Source organism: Bradyrhizobium sp. AUGA SZCCT0105, assembly GCF_018129565.1.
Classification (GTDB): domain Bacteria; phylum Pseudomonadota; class Alphaproteobacteria; order Rhizobiales; family Xanthobacteraceae; genus Bradyrhizobium.
Genome location: NZ_JAFCMK010000001.1, coordinates 1,330,726 through 1,355,289, shown reverse-complemented (window position 1 = coordinate 1,355,289; position 24,564 = coordinate 1,330,726). Strand labels below are relative to the sequence as shown.

The 24,564-nt window shown below is 65.0% G+C and carries 22 protein-coding genes; 6 read left to right on the top strand and 16 right to left on the bottom strand.

All coding sequences use genetic code 11. From position 1 onward, the window contains the following. Nucleotides 1-62 precede the first annotated feature (62 nt). The gene (gene rocD, locus JQ573_RS06200) at nt 63-1,277 is read left to right on the top strand and encodes an ornithine--oxo-acid transaminase (RefSeq protein WP_212311688.1); all 1,215 of its coding nucleotides are present in this window, start codon (nt 63-65) and stop codon (nt 1,275-1,277) included. Between the two features lie 545 nt (nt 1,278-1,822). Here rocD and JQ573_RS40080 read toward each other — a convergent pair. Then, complete coding sequence (locus tag JQ573_RS40080; protein WP_249131236.1) at nt 1,823-1,978, bottom strand: hypothetical protein; 156 nt, start codon at nt 1,976-1,978, stop codon at nt 1,823-1,825. Here JQ573_RS40080 and JQ573_RS06195 point away from each other — a divergent pair. Together JQ573_RS06195 and JQ573_RS06190 are read left to right on the top strand one after the other, a co-directional pair. Continuing rightward, entirely contained in the window at nt 1,970-3,235 is a 1,266-nt protein-coding gene (locus JQ573_RS06195; protein ID WP_312011373.1) for a Spy/CpxP family protein refolding chaperone, read from the top strand. The genes JQ573_RS40080 and JQ573_RS06195 overlap by 9 nt on opposite strands. A 141-nt stretch (nt 3,236-3,376) precedes the next feature. Beyond that, nucleotides 3,377-4,054: a potassium channel family protein gene (locus JQ573_RS06190; protein ID WP_249131235.1), complete on the top strand. Its 678-nt coding sequence runs from the start codon at nt 3,377-3,379 to the stop codon at nt 4,052-4,054. A 147-nt stretch (nt 4,055-4,201) separates the two neighbouring features. Here JQ573_RS06190 and JQ573_RS06185 read toward each other — a convergent pair whose 3' ends face one another. The 10 genes from JQ573_RS06185 to JQ573_RS06140 all read right to left on the bottom strand — a co-directional run bounded on the left by JQ573_RS06185 (nt 4,202) and on the right by JQ573_RS06140 (nt 15,188). Continuing rightward, the gene (locus tag JQ573_RS06185) at nt 4,202-5,347 is read right to left on the bottom strand and encodes an alpha-hydroxy acid oxidase (RefSeq protein ID WP_212311245.1); all 1,146 of its coding nucleotides are present in this window, start codon (nt 5,345-5,347) and stop codon (nt 4,202-4,204) included. A 112-nt stretch (nt 5,348-5,459) separates the two neighbouring features. Further along, nucleotides 5,460-6,323: a sugar phosphate isomerase/epimerase gene (locus tag JQ573_RS06180; RefSeq protein ID WP_212311246.1), complete on the bottom strand. Its 864-nt coding sequence runs from the start codon at nt 6,321-6,323 to the stop codon at nt 5,460-5,462. Then, nucleotides 6,323-7,516 (bottom strand): dihydrodipicolinate synthase family protein, encoded by a 1,194-nt coding sequence (locus JQ573_RS06175; protein WP_212311247.1) that lies wholly within the window; start codon nt 7,514-7,516, stop codon nt 6,323-6,325. Before JQ573_RS06175 ends, JQ573_RS06180 begins: the two co-directional genes overlap by 1 nt. 14 nt (nt 7,517-7,530) lie before the next feature. Then, nucleotides 7,531-8,682, bottom strand: coding sequence for a Gfo/Idh/MocA family protein (locus JQ573_RS06170; RefSeq protein ID WP_212311248.1), 1,152 nt, complete (start codon nt 8,680-8,682; stop codon nt 7,531-7,533). An 11-nt stretch (nt 8,683-8,693) separates the two neighbouring features. Further along, nucleotides 8,694-10,082, bottom strand: coding sequence for a hypothetical protein (locus JQ573_RS06165; protein WP_212311249.1), 1,389 nt, complete (start codon nt 10,080-10,082; stop codon nt 8,694-8,696). Nucleotides 10,083-10,096: 14 nt separating this feature from the next. After that, nucleotides 10,097-10,945, bottom strand: a complete 849-nt coding sequence (locus JQ573_RS06160; protein ID WP_212311250.1) for an ABC transporter ATP-binding protein — start codon at nt 10,943-10,945, stop codon at nt 10,097-10,099. A 151-nt stretch (nt 10,946-11,096) separates the two neighbouring features. Then, nucleotides 11,097-12,092: an ABC transporter substrate-binding protein gene (locus JQ573_RS06155; protein WP_212311251.1), complete on the bottom strand. Its 996-nt coding sequence runs from the start codon at nt 12,090-12,092 to the stop codon at nt 11,097-11,099. Between the two features lie 173 nt (nt 12,093-12,265). Further along, nucleotides 12,266-13,075 (bottom strand): ABC transporter permease, encoded by an 810-nt coding sequence (locus JQ573_RS06150; protein ID WP_212311252.1) that lies wholly within the window; start codon nt 13,073-13,075, stop codon nt 12,266-12,268. 271 nt (nt 13,076-13,346) lie between these two features. Further along, the gene (locus JQ573_RS06145) at nt 13,347-13,997 is read right to left on the bottom strand and encodes a TetR/AcrR family transcriptional regulator (protein ID WP_249131234.1); all 651 of its coding nucleotides are present in this window, start codon (nt 13,995-13,997) and stop codon (nt 13,347-13,349) included. Between the two features lie 330 nt (nt 13,998-14,327). Continuing rightward, a complete protein-coding gene (locus JQ573_RS06140) occupies nt 14,328-15,188 on the bottom strand; it encodes a VOC family protein (protein WP_212311254.1) in 861 nt (286 codons plus the stop codon). 222 nt (nt 15,189-15,410) lie between these two features. Here JQ573_RS06140 and JQ573_RS06135 point away from each other — a divergent pair, with 222 nt between their 5' ends. Together JQ573_RS06135 and JQ573_RS06130 are read left to right on the top strand one after the other, a co-directional pair. After that, a complete protein-coding gene (locus JQ573_RS06135; protein ID WP_212311255.1) occupies nt 15,411-16,304 on the top strand; it encodes a sugar kinase in 894 nt (297 codons plus the stop codon). A gap of 21 nt (nt 16,305-16,325) precedes the next feature. Then, complete coding sequence (locus JQ573_RS06130) at nt 16,326-17,261, top strand: ribokinase (RefSeq protein WP_212311256.1); 936 nt, start codon at nt 16,326-16,328, stop codon at nt 17,259-17,261. Between the two features lie 97 nt (nt 17,262-17,358). On the opposite strand, the gene JQ573_RS06125 is transcribed toward JQ573_RS06130, so the two are convergent. Continuing rightward, nucleotides 17,359-18,582: an NAD(P)/FAD-dependent oxidoreductase gene (locus tag JQ573_RS06125; protein WP_212311257.1), complete on the bottom strand. Its 1,224-nt coding sequence runs from the start codon at nt 18,580-18,582 to the stop codon at nt 17,359-17,361. A gap of 259 nt (nt 18,583-18,841) precedes the next feature. Between JQ573_RS06125 and JQ573_RS06120 the strand changes: the two genes are divergently transcribed. Further along, entirely contained in the window at nt 18,842-19,633 is a 792-nt protein-coding gene (locus tag JQ573_RS06120; protein ID WP_212311258.1) for an enoyl-CoA hydratase/isomerase family protein, read from the top strand. 12 nt (nt 19,634-19,645) lie between these two features. Here JQ573_RS06120 and JQ573_RS06115 read toward each other — a convergent pair whose 3' ends face one another. From JQ573_RS06115 to JQ573_RS06100, 4 genes are all read right to left on the bottom strand, one after another. Further along, entirely contained in the window at nt 19,646-20,986 is a 1,341-nt protein-coding gene (locus JQ573_RS06115; protein ID WP_212311259.1) for a TRAP transporter large permease, read from the bottom strand. Then, nucleotides 20,983-21,567 (bottom strand): TRAP transporter small permease, encoded by a 585-nt coding sequence (locus JQ573_RS06110; protein ID WP_212311260.1) that lies wholly within the window; start codon nt 21,565-21,567, stop codon nt 20,983-20,985. Before JQ573_RS06110 ends, JQ573_RS06115 begins: the two co-directional genes overlap by 4 nt. Nucleotides 21,568-21,594: 27 nt before the next feature. After that, a complete protein-coding gene (locus tag JQ573_RS06105) occupies nt 21,595-22,596 on the bottom strand; it encodes a TRAP transporter substrate-binding protein (RefSeq protein WP_212311261.1) in 1,002 nt (333 codons plus the stop codon). A gap of 153 nt (nt 22,597-22,749) precedes the next feature. Then, on the bottom strand, nt 22,750-24,453 hold the full coding sequence (locus JQ573_RS06100) for an IlvD/Edd family dehydratase (RefSeq protein ID WP_212311262.1): 1,704 nt from the start codon (nt 24,451-24,453) through the stop codon (nt 22,750-22,752). Between the last annotated feature and the right edge of the window lie 111 nt (nt 24,454-24,564).

Sequence of the window (24,564 nt, the reverse complement as noted above, 5' to 3'; positions counted from 1 at the left end):
CAAATCAACTGCAGGCACGGATTGATGTAAGCTCTCGTGCGCTGCAGCGGGAGTGACGCATGATGAATGCATCGGTCACTGATTTCCTCGCAACCGAAGCGCAGTTCGGCACCCACAATTACGAGCCGATCGGGGTGGTGCTGTCCCGCGGCGAAGGCGTCTGGGTCTGGGACACCGATGGCAACCGGTACCTCGACTGTCTCTCCGCCTATTCGGCTGTGAGCCAGGGCCACTGTCATCCGAAGATCCTGGCAGCAATGATCGAGCAGGCGCATCGGCTGACGCTGACCTCGCGTGCCTTCCACAACGACCAGCTCGCCCCCTTCTATCGCGAGCTCGCGGAGCTGACCGGCTCGCACAAGGTGCTGCCGATGAACAGCGGTGCCGAAGCGGTGGAGAGCGCGATCAAGTCGGTGCGCAAATGGGCCTATGAGGTCAAGGGCGTGCCGGACGGGCAGGCCGAGATCATCGTCTGCGCAAATAATTTTCACGGACGCACGCTCGGCATCGTCGGCTTCTCGACCGACCCCGGATCCCGCGACCATTTCGGCCCGTTCGCGCCGGGCTTCAAAATCATCCCGTTCGGCGATGCCGCGGCGCTCGAGCAGGCGATCACGGCGAACACCGCGGCTTTCCTGGTCGAGCCGGTCCAGGGCGAGGCGGGCGTCATCATTCCCCCGCCCGGCTATTTCGCCCGCGTGCGCGAGCTGTGCACGGCGCGCAACGTGATGCTCGTGCTCGACGAGATCCAGACCGGACTCGGCCGCACCGGCAAGCTGCTCGCCGAGCAGCACGAGGGCATAGAGGCCGACGTGACGCTGCTCGGCAAGGCGCTGTCGGGCGGCTTCTATCCGGTGTCGGCGGTGCTCTCCAACAACGCCGTGCTCGGCACGCTGCGGCCGGGCCAGCACGGCTCGACCTTCGGCGGCAACCCGCTTGCATGTGCGGTGGCACGCGCAGCGCTGCGCGTGCTCGTCGAGGAAGGGATGATCGAGAACGCGGCACAACAGGGCGCGCGCTTTCTCGCCGGATTGCAGGACATCCGCGCCAACGTAATCCGCGAGGTGCGCGGGCGCGGGCTGATGCTGGCGATCGAATTACACCCGGAAGCCGGCGGTGCCCGCCGCTACTGCTCGGCGCTGCAGGCGCGTGGCATCCTCGCCAAGGACACCCACGAGCACACCATTCGCATCGCCCCGCCGCTGGTGATCACGGCCGATCAGGTCGACTGGGCGTTGGAGCGGATCGCGTCTGTCCTCACGCAGGATGTCTCCTGACGGTTCCCTGCGTCGGAAGACCGCAGCGCCGGCCGCGGCCAACAAGAACGATTTCGACGCCTGCGCGTTGAAGCCTTGTGGGCAGGGATGGACAGAGAGCCATGCTCATGCCTCCCCGCGGTATTTGTTTTGCTGTGCTTTTGGTTGGTGCCTCGATGCTGGCGGCGAGCGGCGCTGCCGCCCAGCCACACAAGGGTGGACCGCCCGGCGGCGCACGTCCAGCCGCGCCACCAGCAATGGCGCGTCCCGCGCCGATGGTCCACGCCGCCCCGCCCGCAATGGCGAGACCGCCTGCAATGGCTCGGCCACCCGCGATGGCACGGCCGGCAGCACCCGCGTTCCATGCCCCGCAGCGACCGGCGATGGCGCCGCGCCCGGCACCGCATTTCGCCGCCCCGTCGGTGCGCCAAGCCCCCCATATCGCTGCGCCGCGGATCGCAACGCATCGACCCGAATTCCGTCGTGGGGCCCCGCTGCAGCGTCAGGCTCCGCATATTGCCGCGCCATCACGCGCGAGCTCACCGTCGCGCTTGAGCGAGCGACCGTCACCGACGGAGCGATTTCAACAGCGCGCCCAGCAGCATCAGCAATTGATCCAGCAACGCCAGCAGGCGGCGCAGCAGCGGCAGCGTGATGCGCTCTCGCACCAGACCGCGGAGCGGCAGACCCGGATCGATCGTCTGCAGCAACGCGTGCAGCAATTGCAGTCGCAAAAGGTCGAAGGCGCACGCGCGCAACGCGTCCATGACCGTGCGCTGCAGGCGCAGAGCCGCCTTTTACAGCGCGAGCAGCGTGCGCAACAGGCGGACGTTGCCCGTCAGCAGCGATTGGCGCCGGCAACAACGGTTGGGGCCGCCGCAACAACGGTTGGGGCGGCCGCCGCGACCACGGCCGCGACGCAGGCGGCCCAGCGCGAGCGATTTGCCGCACGCTTCCGCGACCAGGCAGGTGCGCAAAGCCAGGCGGCGCTTGCGGTGCGTCAAGGCGGCTGGGCGCCCCGGAATGCCTGGCGACACGGCCACCGCGCGGCGTTCGTGGCGTGGCTTGGCCCGGTGTTCCTGCCTTACGCCTATTCGGACATCTTTGACTACACGTTCTGGTCCTATGCCTACGAGCCCGGCTATTGGGCCTACGCCTATGACGACTTCGTGGACACCGTGTTCTGGGACACCAACAGTCCCTACTCCGCCTATGCCAGCATCAACCCTGGCGACTATCCGGCCACCGCAGGCCGCGATCGGTCCCGTCAACGCGCCGATACGAGTCCGCAGGCAATCAAGCAGTTATGCGGAGAGCCGGACAAGGGCGTCACAGCCTGGCCACTTGCCGACATCACGCGGGCGGTACGGCCGAGCCAGCAGCAGCGCGCGCTCCTCGACGAGTTGAAGACATCAGCGGCGAAGGCAGCCGATATCTTCAAGGATTCCTGCGCGGACAGCTATGCCATGACGCCAACCGGCCGCTTGCGGTCGATGCAAAATCGCATCAGCGCGACGCTCGAGGCGATCAGGATCGTGCGGCCGGCCCTGGAGAATTTCTACAGCTCGCTCAGCGACGAGCAACAGGCCCGCTTCAATGCGCTCGGTCCACATGTCGGCGAGCGTTCGCCGCAACAGCAAACGACCGCGCAATCCGCGAATTGCGGCGATTCGAAATCCGACTTGGCCCAGCTGCCGATCAACAGGATCGAGGCCTCGCTTCATCCGGCGGGCAAGCAGAAGGAAGCGCTCGACCGCCTGAGCGATGCGACCAAAACAGCCATAGCGGACCTGCAGGCAGCCTGCCCGAACGACGTGCCGCTGACGCCAGTCGGCCGCCTGGAGGCGATGCAGCACCGGCTCGAGGCCATGCAGAAGGCCGCGAAGTTGATCGAGCCTGCACTGGACAAGTTCTATGCCATGCTGAGCAGCGAGCAGAAAGCTCGCTTCAACACCCTGCAGCAAGTCGCGAGCCCCTGAGACGGCCGTCCGGCGATCTGGATCGCCGGGCGCGCCGGATGTCGGTCCTCCATCTTGCCTTTGCGGCCGCCGCGCAGCAATGTCTGGCACCAGCATGCTGATGCGATGCCGAATGACGGGGCGGGAATGAAGCGCGGTTGGATGAGGACTGGCGAGCTGCGCGAGCGCTGGGGCGATTCCTTGCTGACCGTGCTCACCATCCTGATCCTTGTGATGATGTTCGTGGTGGCACCCCTGCAGGCGCTCGGCCTGTTCGAATTCCAGATCTTCGAGCTGTTTCTCGCGCTGTTCCTGGTCGGCGGCGTATTCCTGATGTCGGGCAGCGCAATTGCGGTCACCGCGATGCTGGTTGCACTCGCCATGATCGTCACGGGCGGGATCTTGCGGCTGCGCTCGCCCTCGATCCTCGACCTCAATCTGTTCGCGGGCTCGTGGCTGATCGTCGGCATCACCCTGGCCGTGACGGTGGCTCGTGCGACATTTGCGCCGGGCCGCGTGACCTATCACCGCGTGGTCGGCGCCGTCTTGCTCTATCTCTCCGTTGCCGTGATCTTCTCGGCACTCTACACCTTCATCGGCACGCTGCTGCCGAAGGCCTTTTCCGGGATGAAGATGGAGGACAGCCCCGCGCTGGCGAACGAGCTGATTTATTTCAGCTTCATGACGCTGACGACCACGGGCTACGGCGACGTCGCTCCGCTGCATCCGATCGCACGCAGCCTATGCAATCTCGAGGCGATCTTCGGCCAGCTCTATCCCGCAACCCTGCTGGCGCGGCTCGTGACGCTGGAGATCACGCACAGCGATCAGGATTCCTAGAGCGCAGCGGCGCTGACAGGATCGACCCAATTTGGTGCGTGGCATCCTTTAAGCCGGGCGGGCCGATAACCCACACGCAATCAGATCGATTGGGCACTGGAGCAGATCGGCGCCGCGTTGACGCAGGACCTCTGAGCGATCGGGCGGCTATCTGAACCGCAAGTTTGCGCGGGAGAGCTGGCTGATCGAGGAACACCCCATCAGCCGCATGTCCCGCACCAGCTCCGCCTGCAGCAGACCAAGCGCCCGCTCGACTCCGGCCTGGCCGGCCGACGCCAGCGGATAGAGATAGAAGCGTCCTAGGCCGACGGCCTTCGCGCCGAGCGACAGCGCCTTCAAGACATGGCTGCCCCGCTTGATGCCGCCGTCCATCATCACGTCGATCCGGTCGCCCACGGCATCGACGATCTCGGCCAGTTGATCGAACGCCGCCCGCGAGCCATCGAGCTGCCGGCCGCCATGGTTGGACAGGATGATGCCGGTGCAGCCGATCTCAACCGCGCGCTTCGCATCGTCAACCGACATGACGCCCTTCAGGCAGAACTGGCCGTTCCACTGCCGGACCATTTGCGCGACGTCGTCCCATGTCATGGCCGGATCGAGCATTTCCGTGAAATAGCGCCCGATCGACATCGCACCGCCGCTCATATCGACATGCTCGTCGAGCTGCGGCAGCTTGAAGCTCTCATGCGTGACGTAGTTGATGGCCCAGGCAGGCTTGATGGCGAATTGCAGCATGCCGCCGAGCGTGAGCCTGAACGGAATCGAAAACCCGGTCCGCAGGTCGCGCTCGCGGTTGCCCCCGGTGATGCTGTCGACAGTCAACATCATCACGTTGACGCCGGCCTGCTTGGCGCGCTGCATCATCGCCGTGTTCAGGCCTCGATCCCGGTGGAAATAGAACTGATAGACCTGCGGCGTAGCGTAAGCCTTGCGCAATTCCTCCAGACTCACGGTCCCGAGCGAGGACACGCCGAACATCGTTCCGTATTTCGCCGCCGCAGCGGCGACGGCCCGTTCGCCCTCATGATGAAACAGACGCTGCAGCGCGGTCGGCGAACAATAGAACGGCGTTGCCAGCTTCTGGCCCATCACGGTGACCGAGAGATCGACGTTCTCCACACCGCGCAGGACATTGGGCACCAGATCGCAACGCTCGAAGCTCGCGGTGTTCTGCCGAAGCGTCGCCTCATCGTCCGCTCCACCGTCGATGTAGTCGAAGATCGGCCCCGGAAGTCGGCGCCTTGCCAGTTCGCGGAAGTCATGGAAATTGTGGCAATCGCTCAAACGCATGTCGTGCTCCGAAGGTCCGGACCGCGGAGTTCAACGGCCGCCAGTGCCGTTCACACCACAGCATTCGGAATAACCGGCACGCCTCGCCTTGTCCACCGAACCGGTCGTTGGGTCAGACCACCGTCCGATGCCGCTCGATGCAGGTCCGCAGCACGTCGTCCAAGGGCCGGCTCCACCAGTCATTCGAGAAGATCTCGATCTCCGAATAGCCGGCAAAGCCCTCCGCTTCGACCATTGCGCGCACCGATCTGATGTCGATGACGCCGTCGCCCATCATGCCGCGATCGTTGAGGATGTCTTTCGTCGGCACCAGCCAGTCGCAGACGTGGAACGCGAGCAGCCGGTCCTTGCCGGCGCGCGCGATCTGGCTCTTGAGTTCGGGATCCCACCAGATGTGATAGACGTCGAGCGCGACGCCGATCGCGCCGGTGCGGCTAGGATCGAGCGCATCGCAGATGTCGAGCGCATGTTTCGTGGTATTCACACAGGCGCGGTCGGCGGCATAGGCCGGATGCAGCGGTTCGATCGCGAGCGGCAGCTTTGCCTGTTTTGCATACTCCAGCATCTCGGCGATGCCGTCATGCACCTGGTTACGCGACGCCGCGATATCCTTGGATGCAGCGCTGCCCGGCCGCGAATATTGCGGCAGACCGCCTGCCACGAGCACGATGCAGGAGGCGCCGAGCGCGGCCGCCTCGTCGATCGCGCGGCGGTTGTCGTCGCGCGCCTCGCTGCGATGCGCGCTGTCAGCCGTGAACATGCCGCCGCGGCAATAGCCTGACAGATCGAGCCCGGCGTCCTTCACCGCGCGCACCGCGCGATCGAGCCCGACGCCAGCGACCTGGTCGCGCCATGGATCGATAGCCCGGATGCCGTGGCGCGCGCAGGCCTCGATGATGGCGATGAGATCGCCCTGCTTGCGGACCGTCGCCGTGTTCAGCGACAGCCAGCGGTGGTCCTCGGAGAAGTCACGCATCAGCCGTCGATGCCTCGCGTCGCCATGATCGCCGCCATCCGGCGCGTCGCGAGCTCCGGATTGGCGAGCAGCCCCGCCTGGTCGGCGAGCCGGAACAGCTCGGCGAGATGCAGGGTCGAACGCGCGCTCTCCTGTCCACCGACCATCGTGAAGTGATCCTGATGACCGTTGAGGTACGCCATGAACACGATGCCGGTCTTGTAGAAGCGCGTCGGCGCCTTGAAGATGTGGCGCGACAGCGGAACGGTTGGTCCCAGCACGTCGTGGAAGCCGGCCTCGTCACCGACGGCCAGCCGCGACAGCGCGTAGGACGCGGCTGGCGCAATCGCATCGAAGATGCCGAGCAGCGCGTGGGAGAAGCCCTTGGCGTCGCCGGCGATCAGCTCCGCATAGTTGAAGTCGTCGCCGGTGTACATTTTCACGCGCGGATCGAGTCGCCGCCGCATGTCGATCTCGCGCTGCTTGTCGAGCAGCGAAACCTTGACGCCATCCACCTTGGCGGCATTGGCGTTGATGATCGCAACCGCCGTATCCATTGCCTGGTCGAGATCGGCCGTGCCCCAGTAGCCTGACAGAGCCGGATCGAACATGTCGCCGAGCCAGTGGATGATCACGGGCTCACGGACTTGCGACAGCACGCGGTCATAGACCTTCGCGTAGTCGTCCGCATTCCTGCCGAGCTTTGCCAGCGCGCGCGAGGCCATCAGGATGATGCGGCCGCCGGCCTTCTCCACAGCTTCGATCTGCTCCTCATAGGCGCGGATCACGTCATCGATCGACTTCGCGTCTTCCGCCGCAAGATGATCGGTGCCGGCGCCCGAGAACACCAGCGCGTTTCCCTTGGCTTTGGCTGCCTTGACCGAGCGCTGGATCAGTTCGAGCGAGGTCGCCCAATCGAGGCCCATGCCGCGCTGCGCGGTGTCCATCGCCTCGGCCACACCAAGGCGGAGGTCCCAGACGTGTTCGCGGAACGCGATCGTCTTGTCCCAGTCGATCGCGGCCGTCAGCCAGGGATCGACGTCGGCGCGCGGATCGGCGACCACATGGGCGGCAGAGAACGCGATACGATTGAGCGTGCCCTCAAGCTTCGCCGGAAAAGTCCGCGACGCCGCCACGCGATAGGTCTCGAGGCCGCCATCGGCGGTCGGCAGCTTCAGCGACAACGATGACATCGGCAAGATCGGCTTGTTCATGACAACGTCCTCTCTCAGACTGATATCGGGGCAACGTCGATCCAGCGCCGTTCCTTCCAGCTCTTCAGCGCACATTCGGCGAGCTGCACGCCCTTGGCGCCCTCGAGCAGGGTGTATTTGTAGGGCACATCCTCGCAGACATGGCGGATGAACATCTCCCACTGCTCCTTGAAGCCGTTGTCGTAGACGACGTTCTCAGGGAGCTTCTGCCAGTCGGCGTAGAAATCATGCAGCCGCTTCTCGTCCGGATTCCACACCGGCCGAGGCGTCGCCTGTCGCGCCTGGATCACGCAGTCGGTCAGGCCCGCCACCGCCGAGCCGTGGGTGCCGTCGACCTGGAAGGTGACAAGATCGTCACGGTAAACCCGCGTCACCCAGCTCATGTTGATATGCGCGATCACGCCGCCCTTCAGCTTGAAGGTGGCGTAAGCGGAATCGTCGGCCGTCGCCTGGTACTGGTTGCCCCTCTCGTCATAGCGTTCGGGGATATCGGTCGTCCCGATGCAGACCACGCTCTCGACCTCGCCGAACAGGTTGTCGAGCACGTAGCGCCAGTGGCAGACCATATCCAGAATGATGCCGCCGCCATCCTCGGCGCGGTAGTTCCAGGACGGCCGTTGTGCCTCCTGCCAGCCGCCCTCGAACACCCAATACCCGAACTCGCCGCGCACCGAGAGCATGCGGCCGAAGAAGCCGGAGTCGCGCAGGAAGGCGAGCTTCTTCAGGCCGGGCAGGAACAGCTTGTCCTGCACCGTGCCGTGCTTGAGCCCCTTGGCATTGGCGAGCTTCACGACTGCAACGGCTTCTTCGAGATTGGTCGCGATCGGCTTCTCGCAATAGACATGCTTGCCGGCGTTGATCGCCTTGGTCAGCAGCGAGGGCCGCGCCTGCGTGGTGGCGGCGTCGAAGAACACGGTGTCGCCTTTGTCGGCCAGCGCGCGATCGAGATCGGTGGTGTGCCGCTCGATGTTGAAGCGCCTGGCCAGGCTAGCGACCTTCTCGGCGTCGCGGCCGACCAGGATCGGATCGGGCATGATGCGGTCGCCGTTCCCGAGCTGTACGCCGCCCTGCTCGCGGATTGCAACGATCGAGCGGATCAGATGCTGGTTGAGACCCATCCGGCCGGTAATGCCGTTCATGATCAGGCCGAGGCGTTTGGTCGTCATGCTGTCTGCTCCTACGAAACGCGTGGTGTGGGCCGCCTGAGCGGCTGCATGGTGGACCAGTCCGGATGGATCGAACTGGCAAAGCCCGGTGCGGCGGCGATCGACCCTGTCAGCAGATCGCCGTCATGGATCGCGAGGCGGACCTTGCCGCCGGCGCGCGTGTAGAGATCGGGATGCGCGATGAGGAAGGCGTCGGCCTCGTCGGCCGGGGTTTCGGCAAAGCCGTCGACGTAATGATGCCCGTTGCGCTCGGCATGGGTGACGCCGATCAGTGCCCCGAGCGCGAGATCCTGCTGCACGCCGAGCCCGGCCTGGCAGGTCAGGTCCTCGCCGCTGATGAAATACCGGCTATCCGCGCTCCATGCTGCCGCACGCGTCGCATTGATGATCGACTTGTAGATGCCCTTGCACGATTTCGAGGAGATGCCGCGATAGCCGAGCGCCCGCGCCTGCGGGAATGCATCGTAGCAATCGTCGGCCTCGTCGATGATGAAGTTGCGCGCGGCCAGTCCCTCGAGCGGCGAAGCCTTGGTGATATCGCGCGGCATCGGCTGCTCGATGTAGAGCAGGTTTGCCGCGATCGGTTCAAGCGCCGCGTCGTGGTCGAGCCGGTCGACCAGCGCGCTCAGTGCGGCAAGGTCAGCATATTGCTCGTTGGCGTCGAGCGTGACCTTGGTGGCGTAAGGCAGCCTTGCGAGCTCGCTGCCGATCCGCGCCAGCCGCGCCGCGTCATGGGCGGGATCGCCGTTCAGCTTGAGCTTGAAATAGCGCGCACCGGCATTCTCGCCTGCGTCGGCGACACCGCCCTCGCCTTCAACCTTATCGTCCATCCCGACGGTATGCCGGACGGCGACACGGTCGATCCGCTTGCGTGTTGAGAGGAACCGCGCGATGGCCGCATCGTCGAGATCCGGCGTCAGCCGCGCGTCGATGCCGGCGATATTGCCGGTCATGCCGTCAAAGAAATTCGCGCCGGCCACGCGCAGCAGCGCATCCAGGATCGCCTTGTCGATCTCGGCCGGGCCGAAGCTCGCTGCGAGTGGCGGAATGTCCTGCGCAGCGCAGGTCGCGACCTGCGGACCGATGCACGCGGTGTGCAAGGCGAACGCGGTCTCAAAAGTCCGGTTCGTCAGATAGAGCTCGCGTGCAACCGCAAGCGAGCGGCGCAGGCCGTCGAGCGACTGCGCCTCCGTCAGATGCGGCCGCTTGTCGAACCATTTTGGCGCCAGCATCTCGGCGCTGGCGCCGGTCGCCCGGCCCTTGCCCTCCACCTCGATCTCGACCCGCACGAACAGCTGCGTCGACGCGGTGATCGTCACCGCGCCGAAACGGAACGGCCGGGCGAACACCAGCGGTCGTTCAAAGAAGGCGATAGCGTTGACTTTGAGGCGAAGCGGCATTGAAGGCTCGGGTGTTAGTCCAGCGACCCCTGCGTGAAGAAATGTTTCCGGATCCGTTGCACCAGCTCGGTGAAGACGGGATCGGACATCGTCTCCAGCGAGCGCGGCCGTGGCATCGGCACGTCGTAGATCGCGGCGATCGCGCCGGGACGCTCGGTCATGACGAGCACGCGGTCAGCGAGGAACACGGCTTCCGGGATCGAGTGCGTGATCAGCAGCACCGTCTTGCCGGTCTCGCGCTGGATCCGCATCAGCTCGACATTCATCCGCTCGCGCGTCATGGCGTCGAGCGCGCCGAACGGCTCGTCCATCAGCATGATCTTGGGATCATGCACCAGCGCGCGGCAGATCGAGGCGCGCTGCTGCATGCCGCCGGACAGTTGCCAGGGCAGCTTCTTCTCGAAACCCTCGAGCCCGACCAGCTTCAACAGCGCCTTGGCGCGGGCGAGATATTTGTCCCGCGGCAGCTGCTTCATGTCGATCGGCAGCATCACGTTGGACAGGATGTTGCGCCACGGCAGCAGCAGCGCGTTCTGGAACACGATGCCGACATTGCCGTGCGGCCTGGTCACCGGCTCGCCGTCGACCAGCACCTCGCCGGTCGTCGGCGGCAGCAGGCCCGAGATCATCTTGAGCAGCGTGGACTTGCCGCAGCCGGAGGGCCCGACCACGACAAAGAACTCGCCGTCATTGATGGTGAAGTCGAGCGGCCGCAGCGACGGCACGTCGCCATCGCGCGACCGGTAGGTCTTCGACACGCCGGACAGCTTGATGCCTGGCGTGGCGCCGGCGGCGCGGTCGGACACCAGGCGCAGATGCGCGGCGGGCTGGTTGACTTCGGCTGGTTTGGTCGCAGGATTCATCGCAATCCTCTCCACCCGTCGCCTCTGCGAAAGCAGGGATCCTTACGCCGTGCCCTCTCGTTCGGGCACACGGGCTGAGACCTTCCGTGACAATTAAGGTTGGTGGTTATGGGTCCCTGCTTGCGCAGGGACGACAGGGGATATTTGTGGCTCACGAATCGCCCTTCGGCAGATAGTCGTTGGTGTAGAACGCCTTCGGATTGGCCTTGGCCTTGGCGTCGAGGCCGCCATATTCGACCATCAGATTGACCGACTCCGTCATGTTCTGATCGGTGACCTGGAACGGTCGCTTGGCCTTGGTTTCGGGTGTGCGATAGAGCGGGATCGTCAGCTCAAAACCCTGCGTCAGCGTGTCGATCTTGCCGCCCTTCGGGTTGGCGTCGAGGATCGACTGCGCGGCCGCCTTCGGCTGTTTCTCCGCAGCTTCCACCGCCTTGGTGGTCGCCGACATGAAGCGGCGGACCAGGTCGGCATTGGCCTTCACGTAGTCGGAGTTCGCGATGATGCCCGACGAAACCATGTTGATGCCGTAGTCGGCGAACTTGATCGGATAGACGTCTTTGCCGGTGGCGTCCTTGATCTTCATCGACTGGTCCATGACGTAGCCGAGCAGCAGATCGGCCTGGCCGTTAATGACGGCGTTGAGCTTGGTCTGGCCGTCGCCGGCGACGGTCTGGAAGTCGCTTTCCTTGAGGCCGGTCTTCTTCAGGAACAGCGGCCAGATCTGCGTCATCGAATCCGCCGGGGTGATCGCGACCGTCTTGCCCTTGATGTCGTCCGGCTTCCTGATGTTCTTGTCGACGAAGCCCATCGCCGACATCGGGCTGGTCTGCAGCAGCACGCCGGTGGCGATGACCGGCGCGCCCTTCACCGCGGCGCGCATCATCGTGGGCACGTCGACATAGCCGAAATCGGCGGTCTTGGCCGCCACCGCCTGCGTGGTCGCGGCCGAGCCGCGGCCTTCCTGGATCTCGAGGTCGATGCCTTCTGCGGCATAGATGCCCTTGGCCTTGCCGTAATAGAACGGCGCGTGCTCGCCATAGACGTACCAGTTCAGCATCAGCACGACCTTGTCGGCCGCAGACGCAGGAGCCACCGCAAGCGCGGTCCAGGCCAGCGCGGCAATAACGGCAGTGAGCAATCGCATCAGATAATCCTCCCGTTGTTCTTTTTCGTCATTGCGAGCCACCCGGTCGGCGCGAAGCGCCGCCGGATGACAGGCTCCGCGAAGTAATCCATCGTGCAGCAAGTGGAGAAATGGATTGCTTCGTCGCTATCGCTCCTCGCAATGACGCTTGCTGTTGTTTCTGTGCACAAATCCTAGGAAGCGAAGATGATGTCGTCGCGCTGGCTGACGTGCCAGGGGATCACCAGCCGCTCGATGCGGTCGACGATCCAGAACAGGATGACGCCGAGCAGCGCCAGGATCACCAGCGCGGCGAACATCGTCGGCAGGTCGAAGGAGCCGATCGAGCGCTGCATCACATAGCCGATGCCGGAATTGGAGCCGACGAACTCGCCGACCACCGCGCCGACCACGGCGAGCGTCACGGAGACCTTCAAGCCGGAGAAGATCGCGGGCATCGCGTGCGGCAGGTTGACCGCGCAGAACACCTTGAAGCGGCTGCCCTGCATCGCGCGTGCGAGGTCGACCATGTCGGGATCGACCGACTTGAAGCCCTGCACCGCCGAGACCACGACGGGGAAGAAGCCGAGCAGGAACGCGGAAATCACCTTGGGGATGATGCCGAAGCCGAACCACACCACGAACAGCGGCGCGATCGCGATCTTCGGCACCGATTGGGAGAACACCAAGAGCGGATAGACGTAGCTCTCGACCGTCTTCGAGCCCGCGATCAGCATCGCTGTGGGAATGCCGAACAGCGCCGAGAGCAGGAAACCGCAGATCGTCGCATAGGTGGTCGGCCAGGACTGCCGCAGCAGCTCCGGCCAGTCGCTCCACAGCACCGCGACGACGTCGCCGGGCGACGGGATCTGATAGGCCGGGATGTGGAACAGGCGGATCGCGAGGTCCCAAGCCACCACGATGACCACCAGGAACAGGAACGGACGCACCCACGCCGCATTCAGCACCTTCGACACGCCCGAAGGGCTCTTTGCCTCCGCCACGTCACGCTCCCTTGCAGTCTCTGTTGTTCGTCCAGAAATTAACCCGTTGGATAAATACTGTCCAGCCCCTCACACGTGGCAAAATCGCGCCAAAATCCCCTACTTTCGTCAGGCGAGATTTTTATGGACGAACGATGCGTAGCCCGGATGCGGCGCAGCGAAATCCGGGGCCGCATGATCCGCGGATACAGTTTCCCGGATTGCGCTTCGCTTCATCCGGGCTACGGGCCATCGCTTTTCCGGAACGACCGCGCGTGCGGGCCACCGGCGTTCACACCACCCGGTGTTCCGCCGCGCGCCGCGGCGGCATCGCGCTGCCAAACGCGGCGGTGGACTTGCCGGTCAGCGCCGCCAGCACCAGCGCAGTCATGTGCTCGAGGCGCTGGTCGCGGGCGTCCTTCTTGAGCAGGTCGCGGCCGAAGATCACGCTCAGCGTGGCGCTGTTGGAGAGATAGAAGAACGCCAGCCCGGCGATCGAGATATAGAGCTGCACCGGATCGACCGCGTCGCGGAAATCGCCGCTCTCGACCCCGCGCGTTACCACGGTGCGGATCATCTCGACAAAGGGCGAGTGCATCGACTTGACCTTGGTCGAGCGCTTCAGGTGCTTTGCCTTGGCGAGGTTTTCCGTGTTCAGCAGCGCCAGGAACTCGGGATTGCGCAGAAAATAGTTCCACGTGAAGTCGATCAGGCGCCCGATCGCCTCGGGCGGGTCGAGATGCTCGAGGTCGAGCGTGCGCTCCTCGGCGCGGATCTTCTCGTAGGCGCCTTCCAGCACCTCGAGATAGAGATCCTCCTTATTGCCGACGTGGTAGTACAGCATGCGCTTGTTGGCGTCGGCATTGGCCGCGATGCGGTCGACCCGCGCGCCGGCGAGGCCATGGGCGGCGAATTCCTGCTTGGCCGCCTCGAGAATCCGCATCCGCATCCCCTGGGGGTCACGCTGCCATCTCTGTATCCGCTTTGCTTTGGCCAAATCGATCGCCCGTGATGCTGGATTAATGAATGTAGCATGACGCGCGGCGTTTGAGAACGAATGTTGTCGTGACAGCCATGCGGGAATATTTCTCGCAGCTGCGACAAGTATCTCTGTCATTCCGGGGCGTGCGCAGCACGAACCCGGAATCCATCGACCCGCATGTACCGGTGATGAATGGATTCCGGGCTCTCGCTTCGCGAGCCCCGGAATGACGAATAAGACTCATCTGCCCGCGGTGCACGCTGTCGTGACAACGCGCGCATGAACCACGGCCTAGTCTGGCTTTCCCTGTGAGGGCTGCACCAGAAGCGTCGGCACGCCGCACGTGCCGTTGCGCACCGCCATCACGCGCGTGCCGGGCTTGCGGCCGGTGCGAATCTCCGAGACGTCGACGCCGGCGGCAACTAGCCGCGCGCGGGTGGCCTCGATATCGGCGACGCGCCAGCAGATGCCGCGCAGCCGGTCCGGCGCGTCCGTCTCCGCCTTGGTGTTTTCCTTGCCCGGCCGGTGCGTGACCTCGACCACGAGATCACCGCAGCGGAAGAACATCAGCCGGCCCCACTCGGGATGCGACCGGTCGAGCGCCATGTCGAGCCCGAGCCGCGCGCCATAAAGTGCGGCCGCTCGTTCCGGGTCGGCGGTCGAGACCACCACATGATCCATCGCGGTGATCGAGGCCGGCGTGGTGCGCACCGACAGAGGCCGCTCCTGCTCCCGCTCCAGGAAGAACATGCGCACGCCGCGTGTCGCGTCGGTCGCCGCGCGCGTCCGCTTCCACGACAGCGTGGCGCCGCTGGTCTCGTCGCGGCTCTCGACCTCGGCGACGGGCTCGGGCTTCAGGGTCAGCCGCTCGAGCCTGCGGTGTGTCCTGGCGATATCGCTGGTGCGGAAGCAGAGGCTCGCGAGCCCCTCGCCTTGCGTGACGAGCGCGCTGCGGACGCGCTGGGCGGCATCGTCATCGCCGCGCGGCGCCATCAATTCCAGCGTCGTGTTGTCGAGCGTGAACAGCACGCGGTCGGCGCCGTCGCCGCTGTTGCGCCAGGCCGGCGCCCGCGCGAACAGCGTCTCGTAGGCGGCGCTGGCGGCAGCAATGTCGCCGGTGAGGACGACGACATGATCGAGACCGGTGATCATGGCTTTGGCCTCCCCGAATCTGCCGTCATTGTGCTTCTCCTTACGAATCCCGGAACCGCGGCCTGCCACCGGCCGTTATGCCGCATACCAGAACAGGCCGGCACATCCATCATCTCTACCTGTAAACCAAGCAGGGTTGCGAATAATTTCAGCGATATCGGCCGATCAGCGGTGCTAGTCTGATCGTCGGCCGGGACCACACCAAGCGATCACGGGAAGCGAATGCAGGCTCTCTTCATTGGACAGACCTATATCGACGTCACCTTCATCACGGATCACATGCCTGTCGGCGACGAGAAGCACGTTGCAGACGCCTATGCCGTGTCGTTCGGCGGCAACGCGGTGACCGCGGCGTTCTGCTGCGCCAAGCTCGGCGTCGAGCCGGACCTGATCGCCACCATGGCCAATGACTGGCTGGGACGGATGTTTTGGGACATGGCCGACAGGTACGGCATCTCGTTCCATCCCCGCAAGGTGAACTCCTCCTCGCTGTCCTTCATCATGCCCAACGACGGCAAGCGCGCCATCGTCCGCTGCCGCGACGACCAGCACATCCATCCCTTTCCGCTGCTGAACATCAAGGGCTGCCGCGCGCTGCACATCGACGGCCACCAGCCGGACGCCGCGATCCATTACGCGAAGCTGTGCCGTGAGGACGGCATCCTGACCTCGCTCGACGGCGGCGGCCTGCGCACCAACACCCACGAGCTGCTTGCCTTCATCGACGTCGCGATCGTCGCCGAACGGCTGTGCGAGCAGATGGACAAGACGCCGGAGCAGATGCTCGACTATCTCAAGAGCCGCGGCTGCCGGGTCGGCGGCATCACCATGGGTGAGCGCGGCCTGCTCTGGTACGACGAGGCGGGCACGGTGCAAACGCTGCCGGCACTGCCGATTCCGCGCAAGCGCGTGATCGACACCAACGGCGCCGGCGATGTCTTCCACGGCGCCTACATCTATTCCTATCTCGCCAATCCCGGCAAAGCCTGGCGTGAGCATTTCGAGTTCGCGCGCGCAGCGTCGACCTACAAGATCCAGAAGCTCGGCAACGAGGCCGGCCTGCCGACGCTCGCCGACATCGCCGCGGTCAAGCAGGAATTTGGCGCCGCGGTCTGACAGGACGGAGTGGGATTGGGCATGGGGCGCGTCTTCGTCGCCGGCAGCATCAATATGGACGTGGTGGCGACCGCCGAGCGCCATCCGAAGGTCGGCGAGACCGTCGCCGGCGAGGCCGTGCTGTATTTTCCCGGCGGCAAGGGCGCCAACCAGGCGGTATCCTCGGCCAAGCAGGGCGTGCCGACGACACTGGTCGGCCGGCTCGGCACCGATGCGTTCGGGAGGGAGCTTCGAGCCTTCCTTGCCGCGCAAGGTGTCGATCTCAGCTTCGTCAAGGACACCGGCGGCATCCATTCGGGCACAGCGATCATCACGCTTGCCAATGCCGACAACACGATCGTCGTCGTGCCGGGCGCCAACGGACTGGTCGATGCCGATGATGTCGCAGCACCCGTGCTTGCGAAGGGTGACGTCGCGGTCAGCCAGTTCGAGATTCCGCTGCCGACGATCGCCGCATTTTTCAGCCGCGCCCACGCCGCCGGCGCCACCACGATCCTCAATCCGGCACCGGCCAAACCGGCCGACAAGGCGCTGCTCGATCTCGTCGATGTCCTGATCCTCAACGAGACCGAGCTTGGCCTGCTCACCGGAGCGGAGCTGCGCGACAGCGACGACCCATCCCGCTTCGCCGAGGCGGCACTGACCCTGGGGCGTGGCAAGACCGTCTGCGTCACGCTCGGCAAGCGCGGCGTGCTGGCGCTGGTCGAGGACCAACCGCTGCTCGTGCCTGGACGCGAGGTCAAGGCCGTCGACACCACAGGCGCCGGCGATTGCTTCGTCGGCGCCCTCGCCTCGCAGCTCGCCATCGGCAAGCCGCTCGGCGACGCCCTGGCCTACGCCAACATTGCCGCCTCGATTTGCGTGCAACGGATGGGCGCCGCGCCGTCGATGCCGACGGCGCAGGAGGTGGCCGCTATTCTCTCCCCGAGTCGTCCCGGCGAAGGCCGGGACCCATAACCGCCGGCCGTAGAAACAGACACGCGCATAGTGACTGCGTTCATCTCCGCCAATGACCGCCGCGGAGTATGGGTCCCGGCTTTCGCCGGGACGACGCCTACAATTGCGCCAGCGCACTCTTCAAATCAAAGCTCGCATCAGCCGCCTGCTCCGGCGTGATCGAGCCTCCGGCGCCGAGCAGCCGGCGGCCGAACATGTGATCGCCGGCGCGATTGACCGACTCGATGCCGAGCAGCCTGTCGCCGCGATAGCAGAACGCTGAGAACGCGCCCTGCGCGCGGTCGCCGCGCACCACGACGCGGTCGTAGCCGGTGGTAAGACCCGCCATCTGCAGCTTGTCGGGGCCCTGGTCGCTCCAGAACCACGGCAGGCCATCATAGACCTCGGTCTTGCCAGTCAGCCGCGCCGCCACGCAGCGCGCATGGTCGGTCGCGTTCTGCACCGACTCCAGCCGCAGCGATCCGCCGAAGCGCTTGCTGGTGTAGAGCGCGCAATCGCCGATCGCGGAAATATTCGGATCCGCGGTCAAAAGATGCTCGTCGACGATGATGCCCGATGCGACCGGCAGCCCGGCCTCCGCGGCGAGCTCGACATTCGGCAGCACGCCGACGCCGACCACGACGAGATCGGCCGGGATATGCGTGCCGTTGCTCAGGCTGACGCCGGTGACCTTGGCGCCATCGGCCTCGATCGCCGTGACCTGCACACCGAGGTGGATCCGGATGCCGGCCGCGCCGTGGCGCGCCTGCGAGAACTCGGAGATCTCCGCGGTCACCGCCCGCGCCATCACGCGCGAGGCGAGCTCGACCACGTCGACCTCGAGGCCCTTGGCTCGCGCGGTGGCCGCGAATTCGAGCCCGATGAAGCCCGCGCCGATCACCACGACGCGCATGCCGGGTGCGAGCAGGTCGCGCAGCGCCTGGCTCTCGTCGAGGATGCGCAGGTAGCGCACCGCGTCGAGCTTCGCGTTGGGAATATCGAGCAGGCGGTTCCGCGCGCCGGTCGCGAACACCAGGTGGCCGTAGTCGAGCGAGGTGCCGGAGGCCAGCGCCACTTTCCGCGCGTTGCGGTCGACCGCATGGGCGCGATCGGTGATCAGCTCGATCTTGTTGTCCTGGTAGAACTTGTCGGGCCGGAACATCAGGGTCTCGGGCCCGCCGGTCCCCTTCAGATAGGCCTTCGACAAAGGCGGCCGCTGGTACGGCAAATGGCCCTCGTCATTGAGCAGGGCGATGCGCTCGGCAAAGCCGGCCTGGCGCAGCGACGCCGCGAGCTGGAAGCCGGCATGTCCGGCGCCGACGATGATGACCGAGCCTGTCATCGGAACAACCCAAATACGCGCGAGCAGGAGTGACCCATCCCGTTTCCTCTTGTCGATGTTAGCTTGCGTGCCCCGTCACCACAGCGCTCGTGTCTGCGTACCGAAGGCGCGCGCTATTTGGCCCCATGGCTCGCGCTGATGCAAGGGGGTCCCGGGCAAATCTGGGCACCCGAAAGCCGCCTCCAGGCCCCTGCCGGATTGCCACGGCTCCCGCCAAGGCCTTAAATGTCCGGAAATAACAAGCCCAAGGTCCTCAAAAATGCCCGATCCCGCCTCCCCCAACGACCCCGCCTTGCTCCGCATCGACGGCGCCATCGCGACCATCACGCTGAACCGGCCGGCCGCGTTCAACGCCATCGACATGACGATCGCAAAAAGGCTCGAACAGCTCGGCGCCGAGGTCGAAGCCAACAAGGACGTCCGCGTGCTGGTCATCGAGGGCGAAGGCCGCGCCTTCTGCGCCGGCGGCGATCTGCAAACCATCGGTGCTGCGACCGAAGCCAACAACGTCGCGCCCGTGGTCGGCGAGATGCTTCATCACTACCATGCCTTCATCGAGACGGTTCGGCGGATGCCGAAGATCGTGCTGTCCAGCGTGCACGGTTCGGCGGCCGGCGCCGGCATGGGCCTCGCCTTCGTGACCGACCTGTGTATCGCCGCGGAGGATGCCCGCTTCACGCCCGCCTATGCCAAGATTGGCGTATCGCCCGACGGCGGCAGCACGGTCGGCATCGTCGGCACGGTCGGGACCCGTCGCGCGCTGCAGATTTTCCTTGCGGAGGATGGCTTCACCGCGCAGCAGGCCTATGAATGGGGACTGGTCGTCAAGACCGTCCCCGCGACCGAGCTGAAGGCCGCCACCCGACAGCTCGCCGAGCGCCTGGCGAAAAATCCGCCCGCCGCGATCGCGGGAACCAAGTCGCTGGTCTATCAGGCGGCCACCACGCCGACCAAGCAGCAGCTCGATGCCGAGGAGCACAAGATCATCACGTCGATGCATACCGAGGATTTCCGCGTCGCCGTGAAGAAGTTCACCAGCAAGACGAAGTAGGAACCGGGCTCGCTAATTCGGGCAGATGTATCCGGTGCCGCCGGGTGCCTTGAAGCAACCGACCGATTCCGGGATCACCTGCTTCGGCAGCCACAGCACGACCTTCGGAAAATAGATCGTGAAGCAGATCGTGACCAGGAAAACGACGTAGATCGGCAGCGCCGCCCGCAGCGCTTTTGCGAAGCTGATGCCGACGAATTTCGATGCCATCAGCAGCACGAGCCCATAGGGCGGCGTGATCAGGCCGAAGGCCAGCGTCGCGATCAGCACGACGCCCATATGCACGCCATTGATGTCGCCTGCCTGGGTCAGCGCGTTCACCAGCGGCATGAAGATGATGATGGTCGGCACCGGCTCGATGAAGTCGCCGACCACGGTGAACAGCAGCACCATCAGCAGCATGATGAGGTGCGGATCGTTGCCGGCGATCGAGGTGATCCAGTCGGCGATGTAGATGGCGCCGCGCAGATAGGCCAGCATCCAGCCGAATGCGTTCGCGGCGCCGATCGTGATCAGCGGCAGCGAGAAGATCAGGCCGGCCAGGCAGAAGTCATACGGGATCTTTTTCAGATGCCCGCGGTTGAGCGCCGGGATCACGACGAGGATGATGTAGGCGACCGCGACCACGCCGGCCTCGGTCGGCGTGAACCAGCCGGTCAGGATGCCGCCGAGCAGGATCACCGGGATCATCAGCGGCAGCGCGGCGTCGCCGGCGGCGAACGCGATCTGGCGCAGCGGCGCCCGCGGCTTGCGCAGGCCCGACGGCCCGAAGAAATAGCAATAGATCATCAGCCCGAAGCCGATCATCAGGCCGGGCACGACGCCGGCCATGAACAGGCCGGCGATCGAGACATTGCCGACCGCGCCATAGACCACGGCCGTGATGCTCGGCGGCACCAGCGCCGCGATCGTCGAGGCCGAGGCGATGATCGCGGCGATGAAGGCCGGCTCATAGCCCTCCCGCCGCATCGGCCCGCCGAGTGCCCGGCTCATCACGGCGACATCGGCCGTGGTCGAGCCCGACATTTCCGAGAAGAACATGCTGAACACGACGACGACCTGCGACAGCCCGCCCCTGATGTGACCGACCAGCGAGACCGACAGGTTGGCAATGCGGACCACGACATTCGCCGAGCTCATGAGCTCGCCGACCAGCAGGAAGAACGGGATCGCCAGCAGCGCCTCGGAATCGATGCCGTCAAAGATCTTCTGGATGATCGCGGCCAGCGACACATCCGACAGCGCCGCGCCGATGAACACGCCCGCCATCAGCGAGAACGGCACCGGCACACCGAGATAACCGAAGAACAGGAAGCAGGACGACATCAACACCAGCACGACCGGTGCACTCACGGCTGCACTCCCGTGGTCGCACTGGTGTTGATCGCGGGAATCGCAAGATCCTCGTCCGGCGGCTCCGGATGCTCAAATCCGTTGCGGATGCCGTTGACGAGCTGCTCGACCGTGAACAGGCAGATCAAGATGCCGGACAGTGGAATCACCGCATAGAGCGATGCGATCGGCGTTCCGGACGGCAGCCGGAAGCTACCGAAGCCGCGAAGGTAATTTTGATAGCCGTACCGGACCAGGCAAAAGGCGACGCCCAGCACCACCAGGCGGATGACGATCTCGACGACCAGCCGCGACCTGCCGTGCATCGCCTCCGAAAGCGCGGTTAGATAGAGATGGTCGTTGCGCCTGGTCGCGACCGCAGCGCCAACGAAGATCGCGTAGATGAACAGCGTCGAGGTCACCTCCTGCAGCCACAGCCAGGGATGACCGATGGTGCGGGTGACGATGTCGGCGGTGACCGAGAGCGAGAAGCCGAAGCACAACAGGCCGCACAGCATCATCAGGATCAGCTCGAGCCGATCCAGCGCCCGCCATTTCAGATGCCGCTGCCGTTGCAGCACCAGTCTGTCGGCGATGGCCATGGCTCGCGCTCCCCGTCGACCCGGGCTTTAATTGATGGCGCGGATCAGGTTCTTGATCTTCTCCGCATGCGGGCCGAGCTCCTTGGCGAGCTTGTCGAGATAGGGATCGGCGATCGCGGTGAAGCTCTTCTTGTCCACGTCATCGACCACCTTGACGCCGAACGACTTCAGCTTGGTCAGCGCATTCCGCTCCAGCTCGAAGGCCTTCTGCGGCTCCTTGGCGCTGACCTCGTTGGCGGCGGCCTGCACCCATTGCTTCTGCTCGGCGGACAGGCTCTGCCAGAGCTTGTCGGAGACGAACAGCAGGGCATTGTTGGCCTCGTGCTCGGTGATCGACAGCACGGGCGCGACCTCATAGTGCTTGTTGACGAGATAGACGTTGATGCTGTTCTCGGCGGCGTCGACCACGCCGGTCTGCAGCGAGGTGTAGACGCTGCCGAACGGCATGTGCACCGTCTGCGCGCCATAGGCCGGGAACATGGTGTCCTCGGTCGCGGTCGCCTGCACCCGCACCTTCACGCCCTTGAGGTCGCCGACGTTGTGGATTTCCTTCTTGCTGTAGATGTGGCGCACGCCCTGCGAACCGGTGCCGATCACATGCAGGCCCTGCGCGGTCTCGTCGATCATCGTCCTGATGGCGTCGAACACCTGCGGGTCCGCCAGCGCCTTGATCACATGGGCGTCGTTGCGGAACAGGAAGTGCAGCGACATCACGCCGGCCTGCGGCGAGATTGTCGCCGTGTTGGCGGAAGAGACGATCGCGAACTCGATATCGCCTGATTTCACGAGCTGCAGCAGCTGCGGCTCCTGGCCGAGCTGCGCGCCGGGATATTGGTCGACGATCATCGTCCCCTTGCTCAATTCCTTGAGCTTCTCGGCGAACAGATCGCCGGCGACCGAATAGCCGGTGTTGCGCGGCTGGTCATAGGCGAAGCGGAAGTGCTTGACCTCCTGCGCGCCGGCGCGCGCCGTCAGCAGCAGCGCTGCCGCGGCCATGGCGATCCCGACGATCCTGGCTGAATAGCCCATCGCGACGTTCCCCCTGTTTTTGATTGACGCGATCATCCCATCAGCCCCGCGGGATTGTCAATAAAACAGAAGGAATTAGACCATCACTGGCGCGATCGAGCGCTCCGTCACCGAAATTATCGACAATTCAGCTACCACGCCGAACGACGCCGGTTACTTCCCCTTGGCGCGCATGAAGTCGAAATCGCAGCCCTCGTCGGCCTGCAGGATGGTCTCGTTGAAGAGATGCGCGTAACCGCGCTTGGCCCAATCCGGCGCGCCGGCGGGGGCCAGCGCCGCGCGACGCTTCTGCAACTCGGCCTCGTCGACCAGGAGATCGATGCTGCGCTTGGCGACATCGAGCCGGATCATGTCGCCGTTCCACACCAGACCGAGCGGACCGCCGACGGCGGACTCCGGCGTGATGTGCAGCACGATGGTGCCGAACGCGGTGCCGCTCATCCGCGCATCCGAGATGCGGACCATGTCCTTCACGCCGGCGCGCGCGAGCTTCTTCGGGATCGGGAGGTAGCCCGCCTCCGGCATGCCGGGGGCGCCCTTCGGGCCGGCGTTGCGCAGCACCAGCACGTCGTCGGCGGTCACATCGAGCGCGGGGTCGTCGACCCGCAGCGTCATGTCCTCGACCGACTCGAACACCACGGCACGGCCGGTGTGCTGCAGGAGCCTCTCGCTCGCCGCCGACTGCTTGATGACGGCACCGCGCGGCGCGAGATTGCCGTGCAGGATCGCCATCGCGCCTTCGGCCTTGATCGGGTTCGCCTTGGAGCGGATCGCATCCTGCCCCGGCACATCCTCCGCGCCGGCCACAACCTCACGCAAGGTCTGGCCGGTGATGGTTCTGGCATCGAGGTCGATGAGGTCGCCGAGCTGCGCCATCAGCTTCGGCACGCCGCCGGCATGATGGAAATGCTCCATATAGTGTTCGCCCGACGGTTTGAGGTCGACCAGCACGGGCACCTCGCGGCCAAGCTTGTCGAACGCCTCGAGGTCGATCTTGTGCGGCGAGCGGTTGGCGATGGCGGTCAGATGAATGAGCCCGTTGGTCGAGCCGCCGATCGCCTGCATCACGACCTGGGCGTTGCGGAACGACGACGGTGTCAGGATCTCGCTCGGCTTCGGTCCCTTGGTCTTCGCCATTTCGGCGGCGACGCGGCCGCTTGCCTCCGCGGAGCGGAAGCGTTCGGCATGCGGTGCCGGGATCGTCGCGCTCATCGGCAGCGTGAGGCCGAGCGCCTCGGTGATGCAGGCCATGGTGGAGGCCGTGCCCATCACCATGCAGGTGCCGACCGACGGCGCGAGGCGACCGTTCACGGCCTCGATCTCGACATCGTCGATCTCGCCGGCGCGGTACTTGCCCCACAACCTCCGGCAATCGGTGCAGGCGCCGAGCACCTCGCCCTTGTGATGACCGACCACCATCGGCCCGACCGGGATCACAACGGTCGGCAGATCGGCGCTGATGGCGGCCATGAGCTGCGCCGGCAAAGTCTTGTCGCAGCCGCCGATCACGATCACGGAATCCATCGGCTGGGCGCGGATCATCTCCTCGGTATCCATCGCCATCAGATTGCGCAGGTACATCGAGGTCGGATGCGCAAAGCTCTCGGCGATCGAGATCGTCGGGAACACGAACGGCATCGCGCCCGACAGCATCACGCCGCGCTTCACCGCTTCGATAATCTGCGGGACGTTGCCGTGGCAGGGATTGTAATCGCTGTAGGTGTTGGTGATGCCGACGATCGGGCGGTTGAGCGCGTCATCCGAATAGCCCATCGCCTTGATGAAGGCCTTGCGCAGGAACAGCGAGAAGCCGGCGTCACCATAGCTGGTCAGTCCCTTGCGAAGTCCGTCGGCCATTTTCTTCTCTTCCCGTGGTTGTTCGGCCGCACTTAAGGAGCAGCGGGAATTATTGTCAATATGAGATAATCTAGCGGCGGATCGCGACTTGTCTGCGGCAAAATCGCCCCC